The 13,541-nt window shown below is 61.0% G+C and carries 16 protein-coding genes; 7 read left to right on the forward strand and 9 right to left on the reverse strand.

The window, feature by feature from the left end:
- Positions 1–107 precede the first annotated feature (107 nt).
- The 6 genes from U367_RS0102960 to U367_RS0102985 form a co-directional block, all read right to left on the reverse strand.
- Positions 108–509, reverse strand: coding sequence for a response regulator (locus tag U367_RS0102960; RefSeq protein ID WP_028615668.1), 402 nt, complete (start codon positions 507–509; stop codon positions 108–110).
- Between the two features lie 172 nt (positions 510–681).
- Complete coding sequence (locus U367_RS0102965; RefSeq protein WP_028615669.1) at positions 682–2,013, reverse strand: deoxyguanosinetriphosphate triphosphohydrolase; 1,332 nt, start codon at positions 2,011–2,013, stop codon at positions 682–684.
- A gap of 71 nt (positions 2,014–2,084) precedes the next feature.
- Positions 2,085–3,248, reverse strand: a complete 1,164-nt coding sequence (locus U367_RS0102970) for an EAL domain-containing protein (RefSeq protein WP_028615670.1) — start codon at positions 3,246–3,248, stop codon at positions 2,085–2,087.
- Positions 3,249–3,340: 92 nt separating this feature from the next.
- On the reverse strand, positions 3,341–3,682 hold the full coding sequence (locus U367_RS0102975; protein WP_028615671.1) for a hypothetical protein: 342 nt from the start codon (positions 3,680–3,682) through the stop codon (positions 3,341–3,343).
- On the reverse strand, positions 3,679–4,062 hold the full coding sequence (locus tag U367_RS0102980) for a phage holin family protein (RefSeq protein WP_012723020.1): 384 nt from the start codon (positions 4,060–4,062) through the stop codon (positions 3,679–3,681). Before U367_RS0102980 ends, U367_RS0102975 begins: the two co-directional genes overlap by 4 nt.
- Positions 4,063–4,064: 2 nt before the next feature.
- A complete protein-coding gene (locus tag U367_RS0102985; RefSeq protein ID WP_010211812.1) occupies positions 4,065–4,379 on the reverse strand; it encodes a DUF883 family protein in 315 nt (104 codons plus the stop codon).
- Positions 4,380–4,720: 341 nt separating this feature from the next.
- Here U367_RS0102985 and U367_RS0102990 point away from each other — a divergent pair, with 341 nt between their 5' ends.
- Complete coding sequence (locus U367_RS0102990; RefSeq protein WP_028615672.1) at positions 4,721–5,929, forward strand: ammonium transporter; 1,209 nt, start codon at positions 4,721–4,723, stop codon at positions 5,927–5,929.
- On the opposite strand, the gene U367_RS0102995 is transcribed toward U367_RS0102990, so the two are convergent.
- Positions 5,916–7,640 (reverse strand): cation:proton antiporter, encoded by a 1,725-nt coding sequence (locus U367_RS0102995; protein WP_084651046.1) that lies wholly within the window; start codon positions 7,638–7,640, stop codon positions 5,916–5,918. The two genes, U367_RS0102990 and U367_RS0102995, sit on opposite strands and share 14 nt — an antisense overlap.
- Positions 7,641–7,786: 146 nt before the next feature.
- Here U367_RS0102995 and U367_RS0103000 point away from each other — a divergent pair, with 146 nt between their 5' ends.
- The 3 genes from U367_RS0103000 to U367_RS0103010 all read left to right on the forward strand — a co-directional run bounded on the left by U367_RS0103000 (position 7,787) and on the right by U367_RS0103010 (position 9,396).
- Positions 7,787–8,023 (forward strand): glutaredoxin family protein, encoded by a 237-nt coding sequence (locus tag U367_RS0103000; RefSeq protein ID WP_028615674.1) that lies wholly within the window; start codon positions 7,787–7,789, stop codon positions 8,021–8,023.
- Positions 8,024–8,096: 73 nt separating this feature from the next.
- Complete coding sequence (locus tag U367_RS0103005; protein ID WP_028615675.1) at positions 8,097–8,432, forward strand: hypothetical protein; 336 nt, start codon at positions 8,097–8,099, stop codon at positions 8,430–8,432.
- Between the two features lie 73 nt (positions 8,433–8,505).
- Complete coding sequence (locus tag U367_RS0103010; RefSeq protein WP_028615676.1) at positions 8,506–9,396, forward strand: pseudouridine synthase; 891 nt, start codon at positions 8,506–8,508, stop codon at positions 9,394–9,396.
- 55 nt (positions 9,397–9,451) lie between these two features.
- Here the strand turns inward: U367_RS0103010 and U367_RS0103015 are convergent, their stop codons facing one another.
- Positions 9,452–9,673, reverse strand: a complete 222-nt coding sequence (locus U367_RS0103015) for a YgdI/YgdR family lipoprotein (RefSeq protein ID WP_010211805.1) — start codon at positions 9,671–9,673, stop codon at positions 9,452–9,454.
- A gap of 79 nt (positions 9,674–9,752) precedes the next feature.
- A complete protein-coding gene (gene mobA, locus U367_RS0103020; protein ID WP_028615677.1) occupies positions 9,753–10,355 on the reverse strand; it encodes a molybdenum cofactor guanylyltransferase MobA in 603 nt (200 codons plus the stop codon).
- A gap of 76 nt (positions 10,356–10,431) precedes the next feature.
- On the opposite strand from mobA, the gene moaB reads away from it, so the two are divergent.
- The 3 genes from moaB (at position 10,432) to U367_RS0103035 (ending at position 13,540) form a co-directional block, all read left to right on the forward strand.
- Positions 10,432–10,971 carry a molybdenum cofactor biosynthesis protein B gene (gene moaB, locus U367_RS0103025; protein ID WP_025857889.1) on the forward strand — a complete coding sequence of 180 codons (540 nt, stop codon included), beginning with the start codon at positions 10,432–10,434 and terminating at the stop codon, positions 10,969–10,971.
- Positions 10,955–12,181 carry a molybdopterin molybdotransferase MoeA gene (locus U367_RS0103030; protein WP_032864127.1) on the forward strand — a complete coding sequence of 409 codons (1,227 nt, stop codon included), beginning with the start codon at positions 10,955–10,957 and terminating at the stop codon, positions 12,179–12,181. Before moaB ends, U367_RS0103030 begins: the two co-directional genes overlap by 17 nt.
- Before the next feature lie 102 nt (positions 12,182–12,283).
- A complete protein-coding gene (locus tag U367_RS0103035) occupies positions 12,284–13,540 on the forward strand; it encodes a hypothetical protein (protein ID WP_152537900.1) in 1,257 nt (418 codons plus the stop codon).
- Position 13,541 lies beyond the last annotated feature (1 nt).

Consider the following 13,541-nt stretch of genomic DNA (forward strand, 5'->3'; position numbering starts at 1 on the left):
AGTGAAACGCTACCTCACGGCTTTGGACGTGAACAAGCTAGAGGCTGCCGTTGTGGATTTAACTGGCTCTTTGCAGTCATATTTCGTCTGCACATGATGTTTAATTCCTACATTCTTAATTTGAAGAGTGGACGGAGCAAGTGCGCAAACTCTTCCTTGTTCAGCGGTTTTGATAAATAACCGAGTAGAGGCAGGCCACGTTCCATGGCTTGGGTTATCAGGCCGGCAAGTTCTGTCACCGGTAAACCACTCAACAGGATGGCGGTCGTGGTAAGGCGTCGGCGACTGGCGATTTCAATCAGTTCGAGCCCCGGTAAGTCGGGTAGGCATTGGTCACACAAGATAATGTCGAAGGGCACTTCGGCCTGCGACATCAAGCAGATTGCCTGCTCGGCGCTTTCGGCCGGAGTCAGTAGTGCGAACCCGAAGCTTCTGAGCAGGCATTGGGTGGCGAGGAGTTGAAACGGATGATCCTCAACCAGCAGGATACGGAGCGGGTAACTGGGCATTGGGGCCACACGGTGAGTCAAGCGTCGAGGGAGGGCGTGTAGGAACAGTTGGCCCGGATCGCCCAGAGCGTGCGTGATTATTCATCGGGTGGTTGTGCGAATTCGATCAGGCTGCTCTGTTACCGTCGTAGGTCGATTCTCCATTAAGGGGCAGGCAGCTTGATCGTGTTCGTTATTGAGGACTGGAACGCCCGGTCATTTCCCGCGCCATTTCGGTTGCATAGCTGTCGGTCATGCCAGCGATGAAGTCGATCATGCGCAGGAACGAAGTGTGCAACGGCCATTCGGGGTTCGGCGCGTTGTTGCCCAGCAGATCGAGAATACGTCGGTTCTTGAACGACGGCGTGCGTCCGCCATGCTGCTCCAGTGCCGCACCGCAGAACGCATTCAAGAGAATTTCCAGGGTGGTGTAGGCGCCAATCTCATGCAAGGTCTTGCGCTTGTCCTGGAAGATCTTCTTGCGCGCCATGTCTTTGGCATCCAGCACACAGCGCTTGGCTGGGCCATGCATGTGTTCAACCAGGTCGCCGGGCAGTGTGCCGGCGAGCAAGGCGTCCTGTTGCTCGACGAAGGCGCTCGCTGCGGCGTTGGTCAAATGTTCGATGGCCTTGCCACGCAGGATCGCCAGCTTGCGGCGGCGCGAGTCCTGGGCGCCGAGTTGACGATAGGTCTGGGGTAGGTCATCGCCCACCAGGTTGAGCAGCAGCGACTCGACTTCGGCGTACTCCAGCAACTCCATTTCCAGGCCGTCTTCCAGGTCGATCAGGGCGTAGCAGATGTCATCTGCCGCCTCCATCAGATACACCAGCGGGTGCCGGGCCCAGCGTTGCTCTTCGAGTTGCGGCAGGCCGAGCTTGTGGGCGATCTGCTCGAGGATTGGCAGTTCGCTCTGGTAGCAGCCGAACTTGTGCTTCTTGTAACCCAGGGAGTCGGCGTGCCGGGCAGTCCAGGGGTATTTCAGGTAGGTGCCCAGGGTGGCGTAGGTCAGCCGGGTGCCGCCGTCGAACTGGTGGTACTCAAGCTGGGTCAGCACCCGAAAGCCCTGGGCGTTGCCTTCGAAGTTCAGGAAGTCATTGCGCTCGGCGCTGCTCATGTCATCCAGCCAGCCACGTCCTGCTGCTTGTTGGAACCAGTGGCGGATGGCGTCTTCGCCGGAGTGCCCGAATGGTGGGTTGCCGATGTCATGGGCCAGGCAGGCCGACTGCACTACCATGCCCAGGTCGCTCGGGTCGCACCAGTCGGGCAGGGCGCTGCGCAGGGTTTCGCCGACGCGCATACCGAGGGAGCGACCCACGCAGCTCACTTCCAGGGAATGGGTCAGACGCGTGTGAATATGGTCGTTGCTGGAGACCGGGTGCACTTGGGTCTTGCGGCCCAGGCGACGAAACGCGCCGGAGAAGATAATACGGTCATGGTCTTTGTGAAACGGGCTACGCCCCAGTTCTTCCGGGCTGTGCAGCGGTTTGCCAAGACGTTCGCGAGTCAACAGGGTGGGCCAATCCAAGGCGGGTACTCTCCGTGCGGTGAATGACCCTCCCAGCTTCCCGGTTCAGCGCGGCCTGGGCAAGCGAAAATCTACAGCCCGGCCGCATCGATATCGATTAACAGTAAGCGCTGACCGTTATCGAAGAATTGTCCGGCGGTGAGGCAATACTGGTTGGTGGTGGCGTCGCGGTAGGTCGAGGACAGGGTCAGGCGGCGCTCTTCCCAGCCCTCGGCCAGCAGATGATAGAAGTACGGGCGCCACGACCAGTTGTGACCCAGGTAGCGGCTGTCGGATTGCCACGCGTCCTGGCGCCACTCGAAGTTCGGTGTGAGTTGGGTGCCATGCCGGTCGCACTGATAGAAGCGCAGCAGCCAGGGAAACGCCGGCAGTTGCGGCAGTTGGTTCAGCGGCGATTGCCCCTGGGCCCAGGTTTGCAGGATCTTCATCAGTTCGGCCAATTGTTGGCGCAGTTGCATGACGCGCCCGCGTTCCGCCAGCTTCTGCTGGACGTAGGTTGTGCGCAACTGGGCGAAACGCGGCACGAAGGCCTCGGCGGCGAACCAGTCCAACTGCGCCTGGGCAAACAGATAGCCCTGCACATAGCGCGAGCCGCACTCCAGGGCGAAGCTCAACTGGGCCTCGGTTTCCACGCCTTCGGCAATGATCCAGCAGCCGGTCTTCTCGGCCATCTGCGCCAGGGCTCGCACCACTTCACTGCTCGGCCCACCACGCGCGGCGTCCTGGAACAGGCGCATGTCCAGCTTGAGGATATCCGGCTGCAACGCCAGCACCCGGTCGAGCTGGGAATAGCCGGCGCCAAAGTCGTCGATGGCGATGCGCGCACCGGCTTCGCGGTAGCGCGCCACCACGTCTGCCAGGCGCCGGATGTCGCCACCCAGTTCGGTGATCTCGAACACGATGCGCTGCGGGTCGACGCCATGGTGGTGGATCTGTTTCAGGCTTGGCAGGGCTTGACCTGGACGCAGCCGATTGATCCAACGCGGCGAGATGTTCAGGCTCAGGAACCAGTCTTCGGGCGCTTCGTGCAAGCGGCTCAGCGCATTGTCGCGAATCTGCCGGTCGAGCCGGCGCAAGGTTACGCCCGGCGTGCGCGGGTCAGCGAACAGCGGGCCCACGGATTGCAGGCGGCCGTCAGCCTGGCGCAGACGGCCCAGGGCCTCGACGCCGGCAATGCGGCCGGTGGCGGTGTCGATAAACGGCTGGAAGCAGGCGAGCGGTTGCCCGTCAATCACGGGGCCTCCTTAAGAACGGTGGCGAAAAAAGGCCCGGCCCTCGAAAACGAGGGCCGGGCCGATTCTGTTAGCAAGAATGCAGCCAGCCAGGCTCAACTTTTACGCGAAGAGCCCTGCATGGCCAGTTTGATCAGTGGGATCAAGCCGGCGCCGAGGCGCACCAGGCGCGTCAAGCTGCTGATGCCGCCGCCCTTGGCGCCTTTGCCGGTAAAGAAACCCATCAGCGTCACCGCGGCCACGCCCCACAGCGGCGCGTGCTTGATGCCCAGGCTGTCCTGCCAGTTGCTCCCTAGGTTGCGCACCTTGTTCAGGGGCAGCATCAGTTGCTGGGACTCGTGGCGGATCTCCTGACGGTGCATTTCCATGCGCAGGCGGATCAACGCCTTGCGCATTTCCCGGCGGGAAGTGGTTTGCGGGATTTCAGTGATGCTCATGGCAGCAGGCGCTCCCGGTCATTGGCCAGCTCTTCGAGGGTGGCGTGGAACGGCGTGGATTCATCGAACACCGCCGCCTTCAAGCGCACCCCGCAGAACGCGGCGGCCAAGCTGTAGAACACGCAGAGGCAGATGATCCCGGTCAGTCGGTAGCCGGTGTCCCACACCAGGATCATCACCAGGGTCGACAGCCCCACCAGCAACAACAGCGCAAACACTAGCGCCAGGCCGGCAAACAGCAACAGGCTGACGGTGCGGGCTTTCTGTTCCTGCAATTCAATGCCAAACAATTCGACGTGGCTATGCAGCAAGCCCAGCACGGCCGCGCCCAGACGTCTTGAGGTGGTGCCCGTGGACGAGCCCGTTTCGCCGATAGACATGATTAGCGCCTTGTGGCCAGCAGGCCGATCAGAAAGCCCACGCCGGCAGCAATGCCCACCGACTGCCAAGGGTTGGCCTGCACATAATCTTCGGTCGCAGTGACCGCCGCCTGACCGCGTTCGCGCAGGGAATCTTCGGTCAGTTGCAGGGTTTCGCGAGCCTTGAGCAGGCTTTCGTGGATCTTGCTGCGCAGCTCGTCAGCTTGGTCACCCGCCAGCACCTTGGTGTCATCCAGCAACTTTTCGGTGTCGCTGACCAGGGTTTGAAAATCCGCCATCAGTATTTCTTGAGCAGTCTTTGCAGTTCTTCTGGCCATGGTTATCTCCGTGATTGGCTGATCTGTAGGTTTCGAGTCACCGGCTTCGGTGAAGGTTCAGTGCAATTGTGTGGTACAGCTTTTGCTTTGCCTTGGTGCGCAGGCCCGAAGGCTTGCGCTGAATCTGGGCGGTCAGGCAGGAAGCCTTGAAAAACCTTACCCTAAATAACTGAAATTCGCGGAAAAACCCTATCGGCAACGGCCTGTTGTGTTGATCGCTGCGCTAAAGCGGTTCACGCCCTCTAAAGAGGGGTGGGACCGGCGGTGCCAATTTAGTGCGCGCAATTGAGGCTTGAACCGCTTTGGTGCTTTTTGCCTTTATCGCAGGCCTGCCAATCTCCATGGAAAATGTGCAAAGTGCAGTGGACACCCTCGTCCATAGTTCCAATACCCTGTTTATCCTGATCGGCGCGGTCATGGTCCTGGCCATGCACGCCGGCTTCGCCTTCCTCGAAGTCGGTACGGTGCGCCAGAAGAATCAGGTCAACGCCTTGTCGAAGATCCTCAGCGACTTCGCCATCTCCACTCTGGCCTATTTCTTTATAGGCTATTGGATCTCTTATGGCGTGAGCTTCATGCAACCGGCGGCGGTGATCAGCGCCGATCACGGCTATGGCCTGGTGAAGTTTTTCTTCCTGCTGACCTTTGCGGCGGCGATCCCGGCGATCATTTCCGGGGGCATTGCCGAGCGTGCAAGGTTTGCTCCACAGCTCTGCGCGACCGCGTTGATCGTGGCGTTTATCTATCCGTTTTTCGAAGGCATGGTGTGGAACGGCAATTTCGGTCTGCAGGCCTGGTTGCTCGCGACCTTTGGCGCCAGCTTCCATGACTTCGCGGGTTCCGTGGTGGTGCACGCCATGGGGGGATGGCTGGCGTTGGCGGCGGTGTTGCTGCTGGGCCCGCGCAACGGGCGTTATCGAGAAGGGCGCCTGGTGGCGTTTGCACCGTCGAGCATTCCATTCCTGGCGTTGGGGTCGTGGATCCTGATCGTCGGCTGGTTCGGCTTCAACGTGATGAGCGCGCAGACGTTGAACGGCGTCAGCGGCCTGGTCGCCGTCAACTCGCTGATGGCCATGGTCGGAGGTACGGTTGCGGCCCTGATCATCGGCCGCAACGACCCAGGCTTCCTGCACAACGGCCCGTTGGCCGGGTTGGTGGCGATTTGCGCCGGCTCCGACCTGATGCACCCGGTAGGCGCGCTGGTCACGGGTGCCATCGCTGGTGGCCTGTTTGTGTGGTTTTTTATTGCGGCCCAAGACCGCTGGAAGATCGACGATGTGCTGGGTGTGTGGCCCCTGCACGGTCTGTGCGGAGTGTGGGGCGGCATCGCCTGCGGCATATTTGGCCAGACCGCCCTGGGTGGCCTGGGCGGCGTGAGCCTGATCAGCCAGTTGATCGGCACCGCCCTCGGCGTGCTGGTGGCGCTGGCCGGCGGCCTGTTGGTGTATGGCGTGATCAAGCGCGTCACCGGGCTGCGCTTGAGCCAGGAGCAGGAGTATTACGGCGCGGATCTGTCGATCCACAAGATCGGCGCGGTCAGTCAGGATTGATCGGCTCGTCTACCTGCCGATAAAAACCGTGCAGCAGGCGATAGCGGTTCTGCCGCACTTCATCCACCCGCGCCTGCACCTGTTGGTCCGGCAGGCCCAGCAGGATCAGGGCGTGGGAGGCGAGCATCAGGCTCGACTCCAGCAACTCGGGCACTACTTCACTGGCGCCCGCGGCTTTCAGTTCAGCTAACTGGCTGTCATCGCGGGTGCGCACCAGGATCGGCACGTCGGCGTTGATCCGACGCGCTTCCTTCAACACCACCAGTGCGACATCGGTGTTGTCCACCGCAATTACCACCAGTCGCGCACGTTCCAGGCCTACTGCGCTGAGCAATGCGCCACGCCGACAATCGCCGTAATGCACGCTGCTGTCTTCGGTGGCGGCTTCCTGCACGCGTTCCGGGTCGTCGTCCAATGCAATGAACACCTGTTGCTCTTTGCGCAGAAAACGTCCGATGGATTGGCCGACGCGTCCATAGCCACAAATCACCGCGTGCCCGCGCAACTCAGCGTTGAGCGCGGTGATTTCTTCCAACTGCACCTGCTGGTTGGGCTTGCGATGCAGCCGCAGGGCGATGCCGGGTGCGGCGCGCAACAGCAGCGGTGTGAGCAACATCGAGCAAAAGGTGGCCGCGAGCAGCAAGCCGTTGAATTCGTCAGGTATCAACCGGCTCTGCTGCATCTGTGCCATCAACGCAAAGCAGAACTCGCCGCCCTGGGCCAGGGCCAGGCCGCTGCGCCAGGCGGTTTCACTGTCGCTGCCGCGCAACTTGACCAGCACGGCGACCACACAACCTTTGACCAGCATCAGCGTTAGCGTTAGCCCGAGGATCAGCAGGCTATGGCTGACAAACAATTGCAGGTCGATCAGCATGCCGATGCTGACAAAAAACAACCCCAGCAGGATGTCGCGAAATGGCCGGATATCCGCCTCGATCTGGTGGCGGTAGTGGCTTTCGCCCAGCAGCATGCCGGCCAGGAAGGCCCCCAGAGCCGGGGAGAGTCCTAGCAGGTGAGTGAGCCAGGCGGTCAACAACACAATCACCAGTGCCAGCAGCACGAACAGCTCCGCTGAATGGGAGGCGGCCACTTCATGAAACAGGCGCGGCAACAACCAGCGACTGGCCAATAGCAGGCCGACAAACAGCACCACGGTCTTGCCCAGTGTCAGGGGCAGCGCCCAATACCAGGCTTGCTCGCCAGTGCCAGCGAACACCGGCACCAGGGTCAGCAGCAATACTGCCACCACATCCTGGAACAGCAACACGCCAATCGCGTTCTGGCCATGGCTACTGAAGATTTCCCCGAGGCTGGTCAGCTCCTTGCTGACGATGGCTGTAGACGACAGTGCCAGTCCTGCACCCAGCAATAATGCGATCCCAGGCGCCACCCCCAGGACCATCAACAAAAGTCCCAGCAACACGCCGCAGCCCAGCACCTGCAAGCTGCCCAGGCCAAACACCACACGGCGCAAGGCAAGCATCTTGGTCAGGGAAAACTCCAGGCCCAGGGAAAACAGCAGGAACACCACGCCCAGTTCGGCCAGGTCGGGCAGTTCTTCGCTGTCATTCACCCAATCCAATGCAGTGGGCCCCACGGCCAGGCCGACGCACAGGTAGCCCAGCACGGGTGGCAATTGCAGGCGACGAAACAGCGCAATCACCACCAAGGATGAGGCCAGGATAATCAGCAGGTTGGCAAACACACGCATCTCCGTTGCAGGTGGGCAGGCAAAAAGCCGCGAGAATCGCTGAAACAGTTATAGGCCATGGTGACCTGGGTCAGGGTTTATAGAGTGGGCTTCGGCGGTCACCGGGCTTAGAATGTGTGCCTGTTTTCTGATCAGGTCCATTCGTCATGCTTCCTGAATGCCAGTTGTTCGGCACCCTGGGTTGCCACCTGTGTGAGATTGCCGAAGTCGAAATCATGCCGCTCGTCGAACACGGGTTGCTGGTGGAATTGGTGGACATCACCGATCCCGAGGACCTGACCGATGCCTACGGCCTGCGGATTCCGGTACTTCGCCGAATAGACACCGGGGCGGAACTGGATTGGCCATTCGACACACAACAGGTTGTTGCCTTCCTTCGTTAGGTTTATGCGATGGCAGGTTTCCAAATATTAAGTTACTGTATGTTTGTACAGCGATTGAATTGAGGGAACGCCCGTGGTGAATGTCGAACAACTGAAAAGCAGCGTCAATCGCATGTCCGCCAACGTCGTGCGCGACGCGGTGAACGAGCTGCGCCTCGATGGCTTGGTCACGGAAGGCAAGACGCCGTTTAACAAAGTGCATTTCAATACCTGCTTTGCCGAGATCGAGGCGCTGTTCCAGCGCGCCGGTTACCACAAGCAGTTGGATGTGGTGGGTTACCAGGGCTTGTTGTACGCGTTGTACGATCCGGGCCGCTGGGAAGCGGTTGACGTGTTGCGTTGGCTCAAGGAATTCACCGAGGCCGCCAGTGCCTCGAAGATTCTGCGGGCAGAGTTGGCCAAGGCCTGAGATCCGCCCTAGGCTCAATCCCGCGCAATGCGGGATAATGCCCGCCTGTTAGGTCACAGGCTTTGAGCATTTCATGTCCACCTCCGGTTTTTCCGCGTCCCAGCACCAAGCCAGCACCTTGTATCTGCCGCCCGGCCCTTGGGCGACAGTGCTGGATTGTCTGTGCGAGCACTTCCCGGCGATCAGCCGCGAACACTGGCTGGACCGCATCGCCCGGGGGCGGGTGCTGGATATCAACGGCAACCCGATCAGGCTGGACCTGGGCTACAAGGAAGGCCTGTGCATTTATTACTTCCGCGAAGTGCCGAATGAGAAAGTCATCCCGGTGCAGGAAACCATTCTGTATGCCGACGAGCATCTGCTGGTCGCCGATAAACCACACTTCCTGCCGGTGACTCCGGCAGGCGAGTACGTCGAGCAAACCCTGCTTCGCCGCCTGATTCGTCGGCTGGATAATCCCTCACTGGTGCCCTTGCACCGCATCGACCGGCACACGGCGGGGCTGGTACTGTTTTCGGTCAATCCGGCCAGTCGTTCCGCGTATCAGCAACTGTTTCCCACGCGCCAGATCGATAAATTCTACGAAGCCATCGCCCCAGCGTTGCCTGACCTGACCTTTCCCAGGGTGCATAAAAGCCGACTGGTCGATGGCGAGCCGTTCTTTCGCATGCAGGAAGGGCCTGGCACCGCCAACACCGAAACGGCGGTGGAGGTGCGCGAGAAAAACGGCGATCTGTGGCGCTACGGCCTGTTCCCGGTGACCGGCAAGAAGCACCAGTTGCGTGTGCACATGAGCGCCCTCGGCGCGAGTATTTGCAACGACCCGTTCTACCCCGACGTGATCAAGGACGCGGTAGACGACTACGCCAACCCCCTCAAACTGCTCGCCCAGGGGGTGCGGTTCATCGACCCGGTTACGGGTGAAGAACGCAGTTTCCGCAGCCAGATCACCCTCGACTGGTAACCGCCAGAAACGACAAGGCCCGCGCGAGGCGGGCCTTGTTGGCAAACGCTAAGATTTACAGGTCTTTAACGGTGCGAACCTGATCTTTGTTGATGCGGGTGCGCTTGCCGTCAAGTTGTTCGAATTCGTAGAAACCCGAATCTTCGTTGTATTTCGGGGTGTCGACGGCCTGGATTTCGCGACCGTCATTCAGGGTGATCACTGTTGGCGAAGCGCAACCGGCGAGGGTGGCGAGGCCCAGTGCAAGCATGAGAGCGGCGATGGTCCGTTGAGTCATGAGTTTGTCTCCGAGAGAATACTTTTTAATTGCTGACCTTGTGACGCGCGGGGCGCCGACAAAGTTCCTTGTGCGAGGTTCATTCTGACACGCCCGACGGCGTCTGTAACAGCGCTGGCGTATTAAGGTTGGCCAGGCGCGGGTCATCTGCCGGGCACTCCAAGCCTACGCCGCCCAGTTGCAGGAGGACCTTGCGCGGGCTGCGCTCGCCGGCGTGCCAGGCCCTGTCCACCGCATCGCGCAGGCCGGTGGGGACGATGCAGATCAACGGTTCCCAGTACGCACCATGGCGCACGATCACCGGCAGCAGCGGGTTGCGTTGCGCGGTCTCACGCAGCGCCTGGATCAGCCCAGCGTCGATAAGCGGCACATCGCACGGCAAAATCAGCAGGTGCGCATGGCGTGCGGCGGCGAGTCCCGCTCGGATGCCGGCGAGCGGGCCGGGAAAGTCCGGGCTGTCGTCATTCACCAACTGGTCGGCATAGACGGCATAGTGCTGCGGGTTGCGGTTGCACGAGATGATCAGGTCATCCGTGAGCGGCCGCACCAGGCCCTGTAAATGTGCAATCAACGGCTGGCCGCGCCATTCCAGCAGGCCTTTGTCCTGGCCGCCCATACGCTGGCCGCGCCCACCGGACAGCAGCAAAACCGAACAGGGCAGTGGGGACGAATCGATAGGCATGGCAGTTCCGCAGCGGCAGCAAAAGGGGGGGCTGTGATATAACATCGGGCTGTTCCTTCGACAACCGGACCGTGCCATGAAAGCCAAGGCAGATGCGCCCTTCGTACCCCTGAATATCGCGGTATTGACCGTCAGCGACACCCGCACCCTCGAAACCGATACCTCCGGCCAGGTCTTCGTTGACCGACTGACAGCCGCCGGCCATAACCTGGCCGAGCGCGTGCTGCTCAAGGATGACCTCTACAAAATTCGCGCCCAGGTCGCCCACTGGATCGCCGAAGATGTGGTGCAAGTCGTGCTGATCACCGGCGGCACCGGCTTCACCGGCCGTGACAGCACCCCCGAGGCGGTGAGCTGCCTGCTGGATAAGCAGGTCGACGGCTTTGGCGAACTGTTCCGCCAGATTTCCGTGGCCGACATCGGCACGTCCACTGTGCAGTCCCGCGCCCTGGCCGGTCTGGCCAATGGCACCCTGGTGTGCTGCCTGCCGGGCTCTACCAATGCGGTGCGTACCGGCTGGGATGGCATCCTCGCCGAGCAACTGGACAACCGTCACCGCCCATGCAACTTCGTCCCGCACCTGAAACAGGCCGAACCCTGTGAATCCCGTGGGTAAGCCCGGCAAGACCGGCGCGCTGCTGCCGGTAGAGGACGCTTTGGCCCAACTGCTGGCCATGGCCGACGCCGCGCCGATTCGTGAGCAGGACGCCCTGCTGCTGGCGGAGTGCGACGGCCGTGTACTGGCGCAAGACTTGATCTCAACCCTCGACCTGCCGCCGTGGCCAAACAGTGCCATGGACGGTTATGCCGTGCGCCTGGCGGATTGGACCGGCGAACCGCTGGTGGTCAGCCAACGCATTTTCGCAGGCCAGGCGCCACAACCCCTGGCCGCCGGCACCTGCGCCCGCATCTTCACCGGCGCCCCGGTACCGGAAGGGGCAGACTGCGTGGAAATGCAGGAGAACGCCGTGGTCCACGCCGATGAGCGCGTGAGCTTCACCGAGCCCCTGCACCTCGACCAGAACATCCGTCCCCAGGGCCAGGAAACTAGCGTAGGCGAGTTGGTATTGTCGGCCGGCACGCGTCTGGGCCCGATTGAGCTGGGACTGGCGGCGTCCCTCGGCCATGATCGCTTGGCGGTGATACGTCGCCCGCGCGTGGCGGTGTTGTCGACCGGCGATGAATTGATCGAACCCGGCTTACCGCTCGGGCCGGGGCAGATCTACAACAGTAACCGACGCGTGCTGTGCTCATGGCTTACGCGCATGGGGTGCGAAGTGATTGACGCTGGCATCCTGCCTGACGACCTGGAGCAAACCCGCGCGCGCCTGGGCGGTTTGGGCCGTGTCGACTTGATCCTGTCCACGGGCGGTGTGTCGGTGGGCGAAGCGGATTTCCTTGGGATCGCCCTGCGTGAAGAGGGTGAGCTGGCGTTGTGGAAACTCGCGATCAAACCCGGCAAGCCGCTGACCTTTGGCCACTTCCGTGGCGTGCCGGTGATCGGCCTGCCCGGCAACCCGGCGTCGACGCTGGTCACGTTCGCACTGCTGGCACGCCCTTATCTGCTGCGCCGCCAAGGGGTGCAAGACGTCGAGCCGCTGCGCTTTGAAGTGCCGGTAGGATTCGAGTGGCCCAAGCCAGGCAACCGCCGCGAATACCTGCGCGGTCGCGTCGAGCAAGGCAAAGCGATCATCTACCGCAACCAGAGCTCCGGTGTGCTGCGCAGTGCGGCGTGGGCGGAAGGGTTTGTGGAGGTGTTGGAAGGCACGACGCTGGCTATCGGCGATCGGGTCAACTTCATTCCGTTGAGTGAGGTATTTAGCTGACACACAATTCACCGGTGGCGGGGGCACAGTCAAGATAAGTCCTATGAGCCATCCAGAACGGGCAGGTTAATTTTCTGGGTCTTGGTTACTGGAGGCCTGACGATGACTATCCAACCTGCTACTTCCGTTCCTGGCGTGGCGGCACCCGCTCTCGCCGAACCCGGCTTGCCCACTGCAGCGTCGATCAACTCAAGCACTGCACGTGGGGTTTTGAATCAACTGATCGGCACGCCGCTTTCCGAGAATACTTATCGGGAGCGGCTTGCCTGCATGATCGCCGATCCGAGCATTACCTCCTGGCAGGCGCTGACGCGTGATCCTGGGCAGTTGCAACGATTGCAGGACAATGAGCGGCTGCGGTGGGCCGACCCGGCTGCGGCTGACGAAACCTTGCCGACACTTGCACAGGCTCTGGGCAAGAAAAATGTCTGGCTGCCCGAGGTGGATAACCTCAATGCCAACATACTGAAGCACCTGACCGCACAGGTGGCAGAAAAATACCTGACGCAATTCCAGTCCATTCTTCAAGACCCGGCACCTGCCTTGTTGCAGGATGTCTCGATAGTTCGGGGTGCGCCATCAGCGGGTAAAACCACCTTTCTCACCGGCCAGTTCGCGCTCAACACCGATGTTGTCAAGAACATGATCCAAAACCGTATGCCCGGCACGAGCATGTTGCAGGTGCACGACCAGGGCGCGGCGTTGGTTCAGCAGTTCATGAGCCCCATGGAAAAGCGCCTGGGGCAGCCACTGACGCGGGATGCGTTGTACCTGTGGCCAAACGATTTCAACCAGAAAATCGCCGATATCGCACGCTTGAGCCAGGAACCCAAGTTGCATTTCCACGATATCCAGGTGGACCTCGCGACTTTGTGCTGTCGGATTCTCAAGCGCGGCACCGATGAGGCGGTGATGGACTTCAATGTCCTGAGCCAGTTTTTCAGTGCCGGTCTGGAGCATCGTGGCCCGAGTATCGAGTCGGTCAAGAACAGTCAGGACAGGCTTAAGGAGTATTCACTGTCGGCCTGGAACGGTCAGCAGAATGTGCTCGTTGCTCAACGCGCACCCGGTGCCAAGGATTTTGTGATCAAGGATCAAGCCCTGTTCGATAAGGTCACTGCCCGGGATAGCCGTTCCGTACAGGCAGAGGTAGAGCGTGTTCGCAACACCGTGATTAACGCGCCGTTCATCGAGGCCTTCAGCGCTCCACTTACGCCTGCGCAGGCGAGTGCGTTTGGTGCGGCATTGCGGCGGTATGAGGGGCAGACGTTCGAGCAGGCGTTGAAACAGCACGCTCAGCGCAAGCCGGTTGCCACCTCGGTAGCGGCCCGCGTGTTGGCCAGTGTGGTGCCGGGCTGAT

Source organism: Pseudomonas canadensis (assembly GCF_000503215.1).
In the GTDB taxonomy this organism is placed as follows: domain Bacteria; phylum Pseudomonadota; class Gammaproteobacteria; order Pseudomonadales; family Pseudomonadaceae; genus Aquipseudomonas; species Aquipseudomonas canadensis.

Bases quoted from the DNA above. Each gene is read 5' to 3' on its own strand.
- U367_RS0102990 (WP_028615672.1), top strand. From the start codon at position 4,721: ATGGAAAATGTGCAAAGTGCAGTGGACACCCTCGTCCATAGTTCCAAT.
- U367_RS0103015 (WP_010211805.1), bottom strand. From the start codon at position 9,673: ATGACTCAACGGACCATCGCCGCTCTCATGCTTGCACTGGGCCTCGCC.
- U367_RS0102995 (WP_084651046.1), bottom strand. From the start codon at position 7,640: ATGCGTGTGTTTGCCAACCTGCTGATTATCCTGGCCTCATCCTTGGTG.
- mobA (WP_028615677.1), bottom strand. From the start codon at position 10,355: ATGCCTATCGATTCGTCCCCACTGCCCTGTTCGGTTTTGCTGCTGTCC.
- U367_RS0103010 (WP_028615676.1), top strand. From the start codon at position 8,506: ATGTCCACCTCCGGTTTTTCCGCGTCCCAGCACCAAGCCAGCACCTTG.
- U367_RS0103000 (WP_028615674.1), top strand. From the start codon at position 7,787: ATGCTTCCTGAATGCCAGTTGTTCGGCACCCTGGGTTGCCACCTGTGT.
- U367_RS0102980 (WP_012723020.1), bottom strand. From the start codon at position 4,062: ATGTCTATCGGCGAAACGGGCTCGTCCACGGGCACCACCTCAAGACGT.
- U367_RS0102975 (WP_028615671.1), bottom strand. From the start codon at position 3,682: ATGAGCATCACTGAAATCCCGCAAACCACTTCCCGCCGGGAAATGCGC.
- U367_RS0102960 (WP_028615668.1), bottom strand. From the start codon at position 509: ATGCCCAGTTACCCGCTCCGTATCCTGCTGGTTGAGGATCATCCGTTT.
- U367_RS0102985 (WP_010211812.1), bottom strand. From the start codon at position 4,379: ATGGCCAGAAGAACTGCAAAGACTGCTCAAGAAATACTGATGGCGGAT.
- U367_RS0103035 (WP_152537900.1), top strand. From the start codon at position 12,284: ATGACTATCCAACCTGCTACTTCCGTTCCTGGCGTGGCGGCACCCGCT.
- moaB (WP_025857889.1), top strand. From the start codon at position 10,432: ATGAAAGCCAAGGCAGATGCGCCCTTCGTACCCCTGAATATCGCGGTA.